Source organism: Allobosea sp. 05L423, assembly GCF_056397745.1.
Map to the genome: position 1 here is coordinate 239,446 of NZ_JBFTOA010000002.1, position 14,234 is coordinate 253,679.

The 14,234-nt window shown below is 66.7% G+C and carries 14 protein-coding genes; 10 read left to right on the top strand and 4 right to left on the bottom strand.

Features of this window, described 5'->3' with window-relative positions:
- Positions 1-58: 58 nt before the first annotated feature.
- Positions 59-1,552 (bottom strand): IMP dehydrogenase, encoded by a 1,494-nt coding sequence (gene guaB, locus AC1DNE_RS05200; protein ID WP_441470902.1) that lies wholly within the window; start codon positions 1,550-1,552, stop codon positions 59-61.
- A 186-nt stretch (positions 1,553-1,738) separates the two neighbouring features.
- The gene (locus tag AC1DNE_RS05205) at positions 1,739-2,056 is read right to left on the bottom strand and encodes a hypothetical protein (RefSeq protein WP_441470903.1); all 318 of its coding nucleotides are present in this window, start codon (positions 2,054-2,056) and stop codon (positions 1,739-1,741) included.
- Between the two features lie 288 nt (positions 2,057-2,344).
- Between AC1DNE_RS05205 and AC1DNE_RS05210 the strand changes: the two genes are divergently transcribed.
- The gene (locus AC1DNE_RS05210) at positions 2,345-3,784 is read left to right on the top strand and encodes a DHA2 family efflux MFS transporter permease subunit (RefSeq protein WP_441470904.1); all 1,440 of its coding nucleotides are present in this window, start codon (positions 2,345-2,347) and stop codon (positions 3,782-3,784) included.
- Positions 3,785-3,822: 38 nt separating this feature from the next.
- On the opposite strand, the gene AC1DNE_RS05215 is transcribed toward AC1DNE_RS05210, so the two are convergent.
- On the bottom strand, positions 3,823-4,563 hold the full coding sequence (locus tag AC1DNE_RS05215) for an RlmE family RNA methyltransferase (RefSeq protein ID WP_441470905.1): 741 nt from the start codon (positions 4,561-4,563) through the stop codon (positions 3,823-3,825).
- An 11-nt stretch (positions 4,564-4,574) separates the two neighbouring features.
- Positions 4,575-5,693, bottom strand: coding sequence for a Ppx/GppA phosphatase family protein (locus tag AC1DNE_RS05220; RefSeq protein WP_441470906.1), 1,119 nt, complete (start codon positions 5,691-5,693; stop codon positions 4,575-4,577).
- A 218-nt stretch (positions 5,694-5,911) separates the two neighbouring features.
- On the opposite strand from AC1DNE_RS05220, the gene glpK reads away from it, so the two are divergent.
- The 9 genes from glpK (at position 5,912) to AC1DNE_RS05265 (ending at position 13,890) form a co-directional block, all read left to right on the top strand.
- Positions 5,912-7,414, top strand: a complete 1,503-nt coding sequence (gene glpK / locus AC1DNE_RS05225; protein ID WP_476765313.1) for a glycerol kinase GlpK — start codon at positions 5,912-5,914, stop codon at positions 7,412-7,414.
- Positions 7,415-7,625: 211 nt separating this feature from the next.
- Positions 7,626-8,318, top strand: a complete 693-nt coding sequence (locus AC1DNE_RS05230) for an MtnX-like HAD-IB family phosphatase (protein WP_441470908.1) — start codon at positions 7,626-7,628, stop codon at positions 8,316-8,318.
- On the top strand, positions 8,311-9,756 hold the full coding sequence (locus AC1DNE_RS05235; RefSeq protein WP_441470909.1) for an aspartate aminotransferase family protein: 1,446 nt from the start codon (positions 8,311-8,313) through the stop codon (positions 9,754-9,756). The genes AC1DNE_RS05230 and AC1DNE_RS05235 overlap by 8 nt, the downstream gene beginning before the upstream one ends.
- Positions 9,757-9,774: 18 nt before the next feature.
- On the top strand, positions 9,775-10,698 hold the full coding sequence (locus tag AC1DNE_RS05240) for an arginase family protein (protein WP_441470910.1): 924 nt from the start codon (positions 9,775-9,777) through the stop codon (positions 10,696-10,698).
- Positions 10,695-11,057, top strand: a complete 363-nt coding sequence (locus tag AC1DNE_RS05245; RefSeq protein WP_441470911.1) for an EamA family transporter — start codon at positions 10,695-10,697, stop codon at positions 11,055-11,057. Before AC1DNE_RS05240 ends, AC1DNE_RS05245 begins: the two co-directional genes overlap by 4 nt.
- A gap of 11 nt (positions 11,058-11,068) precedes the next feature.
- Positions 11,069-11,920, top strand: coding sequence for an alpha/beta hydrolase (locus AC1DNE_RS05250; RefSeq protein WP_441470912.1), 852 nt, complete (start codon positions 11,069-11,071; stop codon positions 11,918-11,920).
- Between the two features lie 65 nt (positions 11,921-11,985).
- Entirely contained in the window at positions 11,986-13,077 is a 1,092-nt protein-coding gene (locus AC1DNE_RS05255) for a GNAT family N-acetyltransferase (protein WP_476765315.1), read from the top strand.
- Positions 13,074-13,481 carry a DMT family transporter gene (locus tag AC1DNE_RS05260; RefSeq protein WP_476765316.1) on the top strand — a complete coding sequence of 136 codons (408 nt, stop codon included), beginning with the start codon at positions 13,074-13,076 and terminating at the stop codon, positions 13,479-13,481. The genes AC1DNE_RS05255 and AC1DNE_RS05260 overlap by 4 nt, the downstream gene beginning before the upstream one ends.
- The gene (locus AC1DNE_RS05265; RefSeq protein ID WP_441470915.1) at positions 13,468-13,890 is read left to right on the top strand and encodes a DUF2147 domain-containing protein; all 423 of its coding nucleotides are present in this window, start codon (positions 13,468-13,470) and stop codon (positions 13,888-13,890) included. Before AC1DNE_RS05260 ends, AC1DNE_RS05265 begins: the two co-directional genes overlap by 14 nt.
- The last annotated feature ends 344 nt before the right edge of the window (positions 13,891-14,234 follow it).

Sequence of the window (14,234 nt, forward strand, 5' to 3'; positions counted from 1 at the left end):
CTCGTGTCGGCACTGGCCAGGATAGTCCCGGCCAGTGCTGCACGAAGCTTGCGCGGACTCAAGACCGGGTCGGGTAGTTCGGGCTCTCGCGCACGATCGTCACATCGTGGACATGGCTCTCGCGCAGGCCGGCGCTGGTGATGCGGATGAAGCGGGCCTTGTTGCGATAATCCTCGAGGTTGCGGCCGCCGACATAGCCCATGGCGGCGCGCAGGCCGCCAGCGAGCTGGTGGAGCACGGTGGAAACCGGCCCCTTATAGGCGACCTGGCCCTCGATGCCCTCGGGCACGAGCTTCAGCGTGTCCTTGATGTCCTGCTGGAAGTAGCGGTCGGCCGAGCCGCGGGCCATCGCGCCGACCGAGCCCATGCCGCGATAGGCCTTGTAGGAGCGGCCCTGGTACAGGAAGGTTTCGCCCGGCGTCTCGTCGGTGCCGGCGAGCAGAGAGCCGACCATGGCGCAGGAGGCGCCAGCGGCAAGTGCCTTGGCAAGGTCGCCAGAATACTTGATGCCGCCGTCGGCGATGACCGGAACCCCCGCCTTCGCCGCCGCCGAGGCCGCGTCCATGATCGCGGTGAGCTGCGGCACGCCGACGCCCGCGACGATGCGGGTGGTGCAGATCGAGCCCGGGCCGATGCCGACCTTGACCGCGTCCGCGCCGGCATCGATCAGGGCCTGCGCCCCGCCGGCAGTGGCGACGTTGCCGGCGATGACCTGGACCGAATTGGAGAGCTTCTTCACCCGGCTGACCGCGTCGAGCACCTTCGACGAGTGGCCATGGGCGGTATCGACGACGATGAGATCGACGCCGGCGTCGATCAGCATCTCCGAACGCTCGAAGCCCTGGTCGCCGGTCGTGGTTGCGGCAGCGACGAGCAGGCGCCCTTGCGCGTCCTTTGCCGCGTTCGGATGCGCGACCTGCTTCTCCATGTCCTTGACGGTGATCAGGCCGATGCAGCGGTAGTGATCGTCGACGACCAGCAGTTTCTCGATGCGGAACTGGTGCAGCAGGCGCCGGGCCTCCTCCTGGCTCACGCCCTCGCGCACCGTGATCAGCCGTTCCTTGGTCATCAGCTCCGAGACGGGCTGGGCCGGGTTGGCGGCGAAGCGCACATCGCGGTTGGTGACGATACCGACGAGCTTGCCTTTGTGCCCCTGCGGGCCGCGCTCGACGACCGGGATGCCGGAGATGCCGTTCTGCTTCATCAGCGCGAGCGCGTCGGCCAGCGTCTCGTCGGGGTAGATCGTGATCGGGTTGGCGATCATTCCCGACTCGAACTTCTTGACGAGGCGCACCTGCGCCGCCTGCTGGTCGGCCTCGAGGTTGCGGTGGATGACGCCGAGGCCGCCAGCCTGCGCCATGGCGATCGCCATGCGCGCTTCCGTCACGGTGTCCATCGCCGAGGCGATGATCGGCAGGTTGAGCGATATCGACTTGGTGAGCCTGGTGCGGATGTCGACATCCGCCGGCATGACCTCGGACGGGCCGGGCTCAAGCAGCACGTCGTCGAAGGTGAAACCGTCGCGAATCAGACCGTCGAGGGAAAGCGCCATCGTCAACTCCGACGCCGGGCAAGCCGGCTTTCTAGGGGCCGGGCGGATGCGCCCATGGCCAAGTTGACGAGGCCCGTTAGCATGTGCGCCCGCGCTCCGCTAGTGCGGGGCGCGGAGAATTTTGCAGTGCGGCAAAATTCCCGGCGCATCGCTGCCCCGAGATCGGTCGCGAGAAGCCTGCCCGTTTCAGTTGCGCGATCGCAACGGCACGGCCGGGGCGTCCGGCATCACGCCGAAGCAGCCCATTGCCATGGCCATATGCCCCATCTGGTTCGCCAGGCGTTCGCAGTCGCGCTGCCTCACGCAGTTGTTGTAGCGAATGCTCTCGCCATAGCCCTGCGGCGCGGCCTTGTCCTGACAGGCCATCTGCCAGTCGGTCATCGCAGCGGAAGCAGGGGCGGCTGCCGCGCCGTAGCTCAGCCCGGCAAGCAAGGCCAGGCCCGCCAGCCGCACGCCGCCGGGAATACGTCGCGAAACCGTGGAAATGATCGAATTAGGGATCATGTCAGCTCTCCGGAGGTTACGACGCGCGCCCCTCGCGCCGATCCGGACCCAGGCCGGATACCGTAAAGATGGTGGCTTCCGGGCACAGGAAGGAGTGCGGCACACGCATGGCGGATTTGTGTTGGAGGATGGGCCATAAGATCAGCGCATGGCGGGAGCGCGTAGCAATCGCGTGAAATGGCCGGAAATCGCAACTTCGCCTCTCGTCACGCCGCTGCCCTGGCATTAATAACCTAGCTTATGATTTCAACGCCGCTCACATCAGTGTGAGTGCGGAAGGTTATCGCCTTGCAACGCGCCAAACTGCTTCCTCTCATCGTCGCCTGCGCGCTGTTCATGGAGAACACCGACTCGACCGTGATCGCGACCTCGTTGCCGGTGATCGCCAAGTCGCTGGGCGAGGACCCGATCGCGCTGAAGCTCGCTCTGACCTCCTATCTGGTGAGTCTCGCCGTCTTCATCCCGATCTCGGGCTGGATGGCCGACCGCTTCGGCGCCCGCACGATCTTCCGCTCGGCGCTGTGCGTCTTCATGCTCGGCTCGATTCTCTGCGCCGTGTCGAACTCGCTCGGCGCCTTCGTCGGCGCGCGCTTCGTCCAGGGCATGGGCGGAGCGATGATGGTCCCGGTCGGGCGCCTCGTCATCCTGCGCAGCGTCAGCAAGTCCGAGATCGTCGGCGCGCTGGCCTATCTGACGGTCCCGGCGCTGGTCGGACCTGTCGTGGGGCCGCCGCTCGGCGGCTTCATCACCACCTATTTCGACTGGCGCTGGATCTTCTTCATCAACATTCCCATCGGCGTTATCGGCATCGTGCTGTCGAGCCTGTTCTTCGAGGATATCCGCGAGGAGGACGTCGCGCCGCTGGATGTGAAGGGCTTTCTGCTGTCCTCCTTCGGCTTTGCCAGCCTGATGCTGGGCCTGGCGACGGGCGGCCGGCATCTGGTTCCTCAAGTCGTTTCCTATGGTTGCGTGCTGGCCGGGGCGGCGGCGCTGGCGGCCTACTGGTTCCATGCCCGGCGGGTGCCCTATCCGGTGCTCAATCTGTCGCTGTTCCGGATTCCGACCTTCCGGATCGGTGTCATCGGCGGCTCGATCTTCCGCACCGGCATCGGCGCGATCCCCTTCCTGCTGCCGCTGATGCTGCAGCTCGGCTTCGGGCTCGACGCCTTGCAGTCGGGCCTGATCACCTTCGTTTCGGCAGCAGGCGCGCTGATCATGAAGACGCTGGCGAGGACGATTCTGGCGCGCTACGGCTTTCGCAGCGTGCTGGCCATCAATGCCGTGATCGGCGCCGCCTTTCTCGCCGCCTCCGGCCTGTTCACCCCGACCACGCCGCATGCGATCATGCTCTCCGTGCTGCTGATCGGCGGCTGCTTCCGCTCGCTGCAGTTCACCGGCATCAACGCGCTCAGCTATGCTGACGTCTCCAACCGCGACATGTCGAGCGCCACGAGCCTGTCGAGCGTCGCCCAGCAGCTCTCGCTCAGCATGGGCGTGACCATCGGCGCCTTCGCGCTGGAGGCCGCCAACACCTTTAATGGCGGCAAGGCGCTCGCAGCCGGCGATTTCTGGCCGGCCTTCGCGATCGTCGGGCTGGTGTCGGCTTCCTCGGTGCTCTGGATGGTGCAGCTTGCCCCCGACGCCGGAACCGAAGTTTCGGGTCACGTCCCGGTGAGCGCGCGCAAGGTCACGGCCGAGGCGCTCGCCGACCAGAAACCGCTGGAGTAGCGGATCCGGCGCCTTGAAACTGCTGGCTTGCGTCGCCTTCAGGCGTCAGCGGTTTCGTCGGCCTGCTTTCGGCGATAGCCGGTCGCCAGCACATACAGTTCGGAGGAATCGGCGCGGCTCGCGGCCGGCTTGACGTTCCGGACGGTGGTGAAGTCGCGCTTCAGGCCGGCAAGAAGTTCGGCGCTGTCTCCGCCCTGGAACAGCTTGGCGAGGAAGAAGCCGCCCGGCGCCAGCACGCTGTGCGAGAATTCCAGCGCCGCTTCGGCGAGCGCGATGATCTTGAGATGGTCGGTCTTCTTGTGGCCGGTGGTGTTGGCGGCCATGTCGGACATGACGCCATCGGCTTGTCCGCCGAGGCGTTCGGTCAGCAGGGCCGGGGCCTCCTCGGCCATGAAATCGAGTTCGATCAGGTCGACGCCGGGGATCGGATCGACGGGCAGCAGATCGATGCCGACGATGCGGCCCTTGCCTCGTTCGAGCCCGATGCGCTTGGCCGCGACCTGGCACCAGCCGCCCGGCGCGCAGCCGAGATCGAGCAGGCGCTGGCCGGGCTTCAGGAACTTGTAGCGGTCGTCCATCTCCTCGAGCTTGAAGGCCGCGCGGGAGCGGTAGCCCAGTTCCTTGGCCCGCTTCACATAGGGGTCGTTGAGCTGGCGCTCGAGCCAGAGCTGCGAGGAATGCTTGAGCTTGCCCGCCTTCTTCACCTTGACGCGCATGTCGCGCGCACCTCCGGAGGCTTTGCCGTCGCCGGTCTTGCCACCCGATTTTCCGATACTCATGGGCCCTTAACCTATTTCCGCCGCCACCAGGCACGGTCTTCGTGCATCATGCGTAGCAGGATGCCTTCGCGCAGTCCGCGATCGGCGATGCGGACGCGCTCGCTCGGGAAGGCGCGGTGAATCGCCTCGAAAATCGCACAGCCGGCCAGCACCAGATCCGCGCGTTCGCGGCCGATGCAGGCATTGGCCGCCCGGGCGGCATAATCCATATCGATCAGACGGTCGATGACGGCGGCGACGTCGTGCTGGTGCATCCACAGCCCGTCGACCTCGCGGCGGTCATAGCGGGGCAGGTCGAGATGGATGCCGGCGACGGTCGTCACCGTGCCGGAGGTTCCAAGCAGGTGGAAGCCCTTTGAGTCGCAGGCGGCAGAAGCCTTTTTCGCAAATGGCTCAAGCGCTTGCGTGCAATCCTGAACCATCTGTTCGAAGAGCTCGCGGCTGACCTCGATACCGCCGTAGCGTTCAGCCACGATAACGACGCCGATCGGCAGCGAGGCCCATTCGCGGATACGGGCGGCAGGGTCGCGCGCCTCGCTGCGCCCGCCGAGCCAGACGATCTCGGTCGATCCGCCGCCGATGTCGAAGACGATGACGCTCTCGGCCGCCGGGTCGGTCAGCGCCGCGCAGCCGGAGACGGCAAGCGCCGCCTCGGTGCGCTGGTCGATGATTTCGAGCGAGAGCTCGGCCTCGGCTGCGACGCGGCGGATGAAGTCTAGCCCGTTGGTCGCCGCACGGCACGCTTCGGTGGTGACGAGGCGGGCACGGGTGACCCCGCGATTCGCCATCTTGCCGCGGCAGATCTTCAGCGCCTCGACCGCACGGTCCATCGCCGCATCGGCCAGGCGGCTGCTGGCAGCGAGCCCTTCGCCAAGGCGGACGATGCGGGAAAACGCATCGACGACCCGAAAGCCGTGCTGCGCGGGGCGCGCGATCAGGAGCCGGCAATTGTTGGTGCCGAGATCCAGCGCTGCATAGGTCGCGGCGGGCTGCTGATCGATCGATGCCGGGTTGTAGCTCTTGAAGGCGGCGGAAACAGATGCGCCACCGGCCCGTTGCGGATCGGTGGTATGCCTATGCGGCGACGCCACATGCGTGACGTCCCGTTGCTGCCGGTCCTCGACCGCCACCGTTTCCAATCCCTCGACCTGCCAGCACGGGGCTGGACAGGGGCCGCAGCGTCGTGCGGCCGGTTGCTTCGTCGTCAAGGTAACTACAGGGCAAGCCCCATGCCAAGCGGAACCTTGCAGAGGCACCGCCCGGCCTTGCGCGAGCGGCGGCTGATCGGCCAGTGTCCGCCGGCCGGCCCGCCTGCCGGCCAAGACGCATGAAGGGCAAGAGATTCGCCATGGCTGCCAGACACATCCTCGCCATCGACCAGGGCACGACATCCTCGCGGGCGATCCTGTTCGATGCCTCGCTCGCGGTCGTCGCGGCTGCCCAGCAGGAGTTTCCGCAGCATTTCCCAGCATCCGGCTGGGTCGAGCATGAGCCTGAGGATATCTGGGAGAGCGTGCTGGCGACGGCCCGCGAAGCGATCGCCAGGGCCGGGCTGCATGCGGGCGACATCGCGGGAATCGGAATCACCAACCAGCGCGAGACGACGCTGATCTGGGACCGCCGGACGGGCAAGGCGATTCACCGCGCCATCGTGTGGCAGGACAGGCGCACGGCGCAGGCCTGCGCCGACCTCGTGGCGGCGGGCCACGAAAACCTCGTGGCCGAGCGTACCGGCCTGCGCATCGACCCCTATTTCTCGGCGACCAAGATCGCCTGGCTGCTGCACAACGTGCCGGGCGCGCGGCGGCGGGCCGAAGCGGGCGAACTCGCCTTCGGCACCATCGATTCCTTCCTGCTGTGGCGGCTGACGGGCGGAGCGGTACACGCCACCGACGCCACCAATGCAGCGCGCACCATGCTGTTCGATATCGGCCGCGGCATCTGGGACCCGGAGCTCCTGGACCTCTTCGACATCCCGGCGGCGATCCTGCCGGAGGTGCGCGACTGCGCCACCCATTTCGGCGATACGGCGCCGGAGCTGTTCGGAAAGCCGATCCCGGTGCGCGGTATCGCGGGAGACCAGCAGGCGGCGACGATCGGGCAGGCCTGCTTCACGCCCGGGATGGTGAAGTCGACCTACGGCACCGGCTGCTTCGCGCTGCTCAATACCGGCGACACGCCGGTCCGCTCGAAGCATCGCCTGCTCAGCACGGTCGCCTACCAGCTCGCCGGCAAGCGGACCTATGCGCTCGAAGGCTCGATCTTCATCGCGGGTGCTGCGGTGCAATGGCTGCGCGACGGACTCGGCATCATCGAGAAGGCCAGCGACACCGGCCCGCTGGCGGAGGCGGCCGATCCCGAGCAGGACGTCTATCTGGTGCCAGCCTTCGTCGGCCTCGGCGCACCGCACTGGGACGCCCACGCACGTGGCGCGATGTTCGGCCTGACCCGCAATTCGGGGCCGCGCGAGTTTGCCCGCGCCGCCCTTGAAAGCGTCTGCTACCAGACACTCGACCTGATCGAGGCGATGCATGCCGACTGGCCGGAAGCCGGGCAGGGCGGTCGCTCGGTGCTCAGGGTCGATGGCGGCATGGTCGCGTCGGACTGGACGATGCAGCGCCTCGCGGACATCCTCGACCTGCCGGTCGACCGGCCGACGGTGCTCGAGACGACGGCACTGGGCGCAGCCTATCTTGCCGGGCTCGACGCCGGGCTTCTGCCGGAGCCGGGGCGCTTTGCCGACCAATGGCGGCTGGAGCGTCGCTTCTCGCCCGCCATGGCAGCCAGCCGGCGCGAGCGCAAAGTCAGGGGCTGGCGGGACGCGGTACGGCGAACGCTGAGCGCGGGATAGGCGCGTCTTGCGGCGCCTGTCGCCGAATCTCTTCGGCGTGCACGCCCGGCTTCATGCTCCAGCGTCGGGATGCTCCAAAATTTGATGGATACCCCAATTTTAAGAGCCGGCTGACGCGTCGACTCGTAAGAAATCATAATTAAATCAATGCATTGCAGGATGGCACGACGCTTGCCATTGGCAGCTCCGCGAAACGGGAGCTTCCGCGCAGATGCAATGGCAGGCCATCGTCGATTTCGACGGCACGATTTCAGAGAAGGACACGACGGACTCCGTCCTGGCCCGATTCGCCGAACCCGGTTGGGAAGCGATCGAGGATGACTGGGTCGCGGGACGCATCGGATCGCGGGAGTGCATGGAGCGGCAGGTCGCGCTGCTGCGCGCCTCGCCCGATGTCTTCGACAGCTTCGTCGAAAGCTTCGCGATCGATTGGGGATTTGCCTTCTTCGTCCGGGTCTGCCAGCGCCACGGCGTGCCGGTGACCGTGGTTTCGGACGGGCTCGACCGCACGATTCATACCGTGCTTCGCCGGGCCGGGCTCGCCGGGCTGCCGGTCATCGCCAATCACCTCGAACCGGTTGGTGCGGATCGCTGGCGCCTGACCTCGCCGCATGCTTCCCGCGACGGCAGCTGCAGCAGCGGAACCTGCAAATGCAGCGTGGCCAGCAGCTTGGGGCGGCCTGCCACCATCCTGGTCGGCGACGGCCGGTCCGATTTCTGCCTGGCCGAGCGCGCCGACCTCATCTTCGCCAAGAACGGCCTGATCGCCCATTGCGACCAGGCCGGGGTGGAACACCGCCCATTCTCCCGGCTCGCCGAAGCGGCGCGCATCCTGGACGACATGCTGACCGGCGTCGTTCCGGCCGCAGCGAGCCATCACATCAAGGACTTGATCAATGGATGACGGATTTCCCCAGCACGGCCGCACCGCAGCCGCTCCCGCTGCTGTGAACTTGGCCTCGGTTACCGCCGAGGAGGCCCGCCTGCTCGCGCTCGAGGCGGAGTTCTGCTCGCATGGCGATACCGTGCACTACACGCAGTTCCCGAAGATCTTCTCGGGCTGCGAGGGCTCCTTCATGCTCGATGCTGCCGGCAACCGCTTCCTCGACTTGCAGATGTGGTACTCGGCCGTCAATTTCGGCTACGCCAATCCGCGCCTCAACGATGCGCTCAAGCGCCAGATCGACACGCTGCCGCAGGTCGCGAGCCAGTATCTCCATCGCGAGAAGATCGAACTCGCGGCGATGATCGCCAAGGATGCGCAGCGCAAGTTCGGCGCCAAGGGGCGCGTCCACTTCAATGTCGGCGGCGCGCAGGCGGTCGAGGATTCGCTCAAGCTCGTGCGCAACGCCTCGAACGGCAAGAGCCTGATGTTCGCCTTCGAGGGTGGCTATCACGGCCGCACGCTCGGCGCCTCCGCCATCACCTCGTCCTACCGCTATCGCCGCCGCTTCGGCCATTTCGGCGAACGCGCACACTTCATCCCGTTCCCCTACCATTTCCGCGGGCCGAAGGGCATGAGCAAGGAAGAGTATGGCGAGCATTGCGTGCAGCAGTTCGCCCGGCTCTTCGAGAGCGAATATAACGGCGTCTGGGATCCCAAGGTCGGCCAGGCCGAATATGCAGCCTTCTACGTCGAGCCGCTGCAGGGCACGGGCGGCTACGTCATTCCGCCGCCCAACTTCTTCACCGGCTTGAAGAAGGTGCTCGACGACCACGGCATCCTGCTCGTCGTCGACGAGATCCAGATGGGCTTCTTCCGGACCGGCAAGCTCTGGTCGATCGAGCATTTCGGCGTCCAGCCGGACGTGATCGTCTTCGGCAAGGCCGTCACCAACGGGCTCAACCCGCTCTCCGGCATCTGGGCCAAGGAAGCGTTGATCAACCCGACCGTCTTCCCGCCGGGCTCCACGCATTCGACCTTCAACGCCAACCCGCTCGGCACCGCCGTGGCGCTCGAGGCGATGAAGATGATGCACGAGGAAGACTACGAGACCATGGTCATGGCCAAGGGCGCGTATTTCCTCGACGGGCTCCAGGAGCTGAAGCGCCGGCATAAGATCGTCGGCGAGGTCGACGGCCTCGGCATGGCCCTGCGCATCGAGATCTGCGAGCCGCATGACAGCTATACGCCGTCGAAGCGGTTGGTCGACCTGATGTGCGACGAGGGCATGAAGGCCGATCTGGAGATCGATGGCAGGCGCTACGGCCTCGTGCTCGATATCGGCGGCTACTACAAGAACGTCATCACTCTCGCGCCGGCTCTGACCATGAGCTACGAGGAGATCGATCTGGCGATCGCCCTCCTGGACCAGCTCTTCGCCCGCGTGGCTGGCGCCTGATCCGACCGGAGACGGCTGTTGCGCCTGCAGGTGATCGATCTCGACGGCAGCGTCGCGCGGCAGGAGCCGCTGCGCCGTCGCATCGATGCGGGGGAAGCTTCCCGCATCGATGCGACGCGTCTCGCCGCGCGTCTGCGCATCGTGGCGAGCCGCGGTGCGCGCGCGCGCCTGCTGGAGCAACTGGCGGCCGAGGACAGAGGCGGGAGCGGACCACCGGTCTACTTCTACGGTTCCGGGGATTTCCATCACCTCGCGGCGCTGCTGATCGCAGGAGTCTCCGAGCCGGTGACGGTCGTCCATTTCGACAACCATCCCGACTGGGTGCAGTTTCCCGCGACGGTCAATTGCGGCGCCTGGGTCAACCGGGCGCTGGAGCTGCCCCAGGTCCGCAAGGTCATCACCATCGGTCCCTGCAGCGGCGATCTCGTGCGCCCGGAATGGCAGTTCGCCAATCTCAGGGCGGTCGCCGAGGAGCGGATCGCGCTCTATCCGTGGCGGCACGAACCTTCCCGCGTCTGGGGCCGGTACGGAACGGCTGCGAGTTTCCGGCAGGAGGGAAACCATCTGCATTGGCGCAATCTGGCCGATGAGGACTGGGCTCATTTCCTCGACGACCTCGTCGCCACGATCCCGACCGGGGACGTCTGGCTCAGCATCGACAAGGACGTCCTGGGGCGGGACGAGGCGCTGACCAACTGGGACCAGGGCGATCTGCCGTTTGCTCATCTGCTTGCCGCGATCGAGCGGCTGGCGGGCGCACGTCGCGTCGTCGGGGTGGATGTCTGCGGCGACTGGTCCGAGCCGCGCTTCTCCGATCCGTTCCGCGCGACGCTCGCCTACTTCGATCACCCGCGGCCGCTGCGGCCTTCTCCGGAAGAGCTCGCCGTCAATGCCCGGGTGAATGCCGAACTCATCGACTGCTTTGCGCGGGTGCTGCCGTGACCGTGAACATCGTCCTCTGGTTCATCCTGTCGATCGTCTGCGACGTCGTCGGACAGCTCTGCCTCAAGCTCGGTGCCGACAGGTTGCCGCAGGGCGCCGGGCTGCGCGAGCTCACCGTGGCGCTCGGCCGCTCCGGCTGGGCGATGGCCGGCGTGCTGACCTATGTGGCGGAGTTCTTCATCTGGCTGCGGATCCTCGCCGAGGTGCCGCTCTCGATCGCCTTTCCCATCGCCAGCCTCAATTTCCTCGCCATCACCTTCGCCAGCGCGGTTCTGCTCGGCGAGCGTGTCGGTTCCCGGCAATGGGCCGGAGCTTTCCTCATCACCTGCGGCGTGGTCATCGTCGCTCGAACAGTCTGACGGAACGAGACGTGACGACGCGCGATTTCAGCCTTCGCTATGCCGGCGGCCGGACCGGCTTCCTCCTGATCCACGGTTTGGGCGGAACCCCGACCGAGATGCGCCTCGTGGCGCGTGCGCTCAATCAGGCCGGCCACACGGTGCACTGCCCGCAGCTCGCGGGCCATTGCGCTGGAGAAAGCGAGCTGCTGGCGACGGGCTGGCGCGATTGGGCCCAGAGCGTCATCGACGAGCTCGACCGGATGCGCCTGATCTGCGACCGCGTCATCGTCGGGGGCCTTTCGATGGGCGCTGTCCTGGCGATGCACGTCGCTGCCGCGCGGCCCGAAGCCGTCGATGGCTTGGCTCTCTACGCGCCCACGCTCTGGTACGATGGCTGGTCGATTCCGCGCTACGCCTTCCTGCTGAAGTGGCTGATCAACACGCCCATCGGCCGCCGCTACAGCTTCGTCGAGCGCGAGCCTTATGGCGTCAAGGATCTGCGCACGCGCGCGCTGATCACCGCCGCGATCACCCGCGGCGACAGTTCGGAGGCGGGTCTGCTCGGCACGCCGTCCGGCGCGCTCCAGCAGATGTGGGCGCTGATCGCCCAGACGCGACGCGAGATGCCGGCCATCACCTGCCCGGCCTTGCTCGTCCACGCCCGCGAGGACGATGTCGCCAGCCTGTCGAATGCGTTCTACATCCAGCGCCGGCTGGGCGGGCTCGTCGATGCCGTCATCCTCGACGACAGCTATCACCTCGTCACGATCGACCAGCAGCGCGGCATTGTCGTCGAGCGCTCGCTGGCGCTCGCGGCACGGCTTGCGAAGCGGGAGGTCCGGGAGAAGGCGGCGGGACTGCGCGTCGTCGCTGCCGAATGAACCCGCTTGCCGCCCGGATTGTCGGAAGCGTGGCCGCAATCGATCCCGCGGCTTGGGATGCGTGCTTGCCCGGCGAGGCGGAGTGCCACGCCTACTACAGCGCCTGCGAGGCGGCAGCAGCTTCCTCCGGGATTGGACTGCGCATGCCGGCGGTCGTCGTCGAGACGCAAGGCGAGGTGGTCGGGGTCGCGCCCTTCTTCCGACTGAACTACCGACTCGATACGCCGCTTCAAGGCAGGCTGCGCGGGCTTGGCGATGCGCTGTTTCGCCATGTGCCGGGCCTTGTCACCCTCAAGGCTCTCTGCGTCGGCTCTCCCTATGGCGAGCGCTGCCATCTCGGCTTTTCGCCGCGGCTGGATACGGCCGGCCGCGCCGCGGCCTTTCGGCAGCTGGCTGAAACCCTCCAGCGGCAGGCCGCGGCCGAAGGCGCGCATCTCGTCGTCTGGAAGGATCTGGCGCCGGAGCAGGAGCGGGAGGCTGGCGCCTTCCTTTCCCGGGCAGGCTTTGCGCGCCTGGCCAGCCTGCCGGTCGCCGTACTCGATCTGCCTTTCCCGGACGAATCTGCCTATCTGGCGTCGCTGTCAGCGGCAACGCGCAAGGACATCAGGCGCAAGCTCTCCAAGGCTGGCGAAGTCCGGATCGAGTTCCGTACCGACATCGCCGGGCTCGAGCGGGAGATCGACGCCCTCTACGAATCCACGCGCGCCCAAAGCGGCTTGGACTATGGCGAGCTCGAGCTCCTGCCGCCCGGCTATTTTGCGGGGATCTCGCGGGCTCTGGGCGAGCGGGCCGTTTTTGCGCTCTACTGGATCGGAGGCGAGCTTGCGGCGTTCAACCTGCTGCTGGTCGAGGCCGATCGCGTCATCGATAAGTTCCTGGGCATGCGTTACCCGCTCGCGCGTGAGCACAATCTCTACGTCGTGAGCTGGATGGCGAATGTGCGCTTCTGTCTCGAGCGCGGCATCCGCCTGTTCCAGAGTGGCCAGACCGCCTACGCATCCAAGCTCCGTTTCGGCAGCCGGCTCGTTCCCTCCACCATCCATGTCCGCCATCGCCGCGCCCCCCTGCAATGGGCGCTGCGCTCGCTTAGCCCCTGGCTCGGCTTCGACCGCTTCGATCCCGATCTTGCCGAACACGCCGGAAAGAAAGCCGCATGAGTGCCGTCACACCTGCCGAAGCGCCCTCGCGCTGGCGCCAGCTAGCAATTTGGCTGGCGTTCATCGGACTCGACACCGGAACGCAGCTCGCCTTCAAATGGGGCGCCGATGGGCTCGGCGACATGGATTTCGGCCTCGCGATGCTGACGCGATCGCTGGACCTCCCCGGCGTCTGGTTTGCAGTCGTTGGCTATCTCGGAACCTTCGTGGTGTGGATGGCGATCCTGCGCGACATGCCGCTCAGCCGTGCCTTCCCGATGACCGGATTGGTCTATATCACCGTGCCGTTGTTCGCCTGGGCGGCCTTCGGCGAGCGGATCGATCTGATGCGCGCCATGGGCATTGCCTTGATTATCGCCGGAGTGATCCTGCTCGGTGGGGAGAGTGACGATGAGCAGCCGTAGCCTGCAAATCGCGTTCGTTGCGGCGGCGCTGATGGGGCCTCTGCCGGCCCGCGCCGATCCGATGTCGGATGTCGTCGGTCGCTGGCGCGATTCCGACGGGGAGTCGGAGATTGCGATCGCCCGCTGCGGCGCAGCACTGTGCGGCCGGATCGTCTGGTTGAAGGAGCCGCGTTTCGACCGCTTCAATCCCGACGCAAAGCTGCGTGCTCGCTCGCTCCTGGGCATCGAGGTTCTGAGCAGGTTTTCTCCCGGCGGGGACGGGAAACTGGCCGGGGAGGGCTACAATCCCGCCGACGGCAAGACTTACCGCACGACGATGGAGCTCGCGGCGCAGAGCACATTGGTGGTCCGCGGCTGCGTCCTCGGTGGCCTGATCTGCGACGACGACACCTGGACGAGGCAGCCGTGAACGCCGCGAGATCACGAAGCGCCGAACGGGGAGGTGGCCGAGCGTCGTTCCGGGGCTTGTCGTGTCTACTCGGATGACGACGCTCAGGCTCAGGCTGGTGATCGGCTTCCTGCTGGTCATCGTGCCGGCGATGCTGGCGTCGGCCTTTGTCGCCGCGAAGCTGATTTCCAACGCGTTCGAGGACAATGTCGCGCATTGGCTGGGCGAGACTTCGCGCTTCTTCGGGCTGGAGGTCGCCGAAGCCGCGCAGGAGGCGCAGCGCGTTGCCGGCGTCATCGGGAGCCGGCTGGAACGGAGCCCGAGCGACGTCAAGATGCAGCATACCGTCGAGCGCGAATTCGGTG

Excerpts from the sequence above, each read along its gene's own strand:
- AC1DNE_RS05215 (WP_441470905.1), bottom strand. The coding sequence starts at position 4,563 with ATGAGTATCGGAAAATCGGGTGGCAAGACCGGCGACGGCAAAGCCTCC.
- guaB (WP_441470902.1), bottom strand. The coding sequence starts at position 1,552 with ATGGCGCTTTCCCTCGACGGTCTGATTCGCGACGGTTTCACCTTCGAC.
- AC1DNE_RS05235 (WP_441470909.1), top strand. The coding sequence starts at position 8,311 with ATGGATGACGGATTTCCCCAGCACGGCCGCACCGCAGCCGCTCCCGCT.
- AC1DNE_RS05265 (WP_441470915.1), top strand. The coding sequence starts at position 13,468 with ATGAGCAGCCGTAGCCTGCAAATCGCGTTCGTTGCGGCGGCGCTGATG.
- AC1DNE_RS05230 (WP_441470908.1), top strand. The coding sequence starts at position 7,626 with ATGCAATGGCAGGCCATCGTCGATTTCGACGGCACGATTTCAGAGAAG.
- glpK (WP_476765313.1), top strand. The coding sequence starts at position 5,912 with ATGGCTGCCAGACACATCCTCGCCATCGACCAGGGCACGACATCCTCG.
- AC1DNE_RS05260 (WP_476765316.1), top strand. The coding sequence starts at position 13,074 with ATGAGTGCCGTCACACCTGCCGAAGCGCCCTCGCGCTGGCGCCAGCTA.
- AC1DNE_RS05205 (WP_441470903.1), bottom strand. The coding sequence starts at position 2,056 with ATGATCCCTAATTCGATCATTTCCACGGTTTCGCGACGTATTCCCGGC.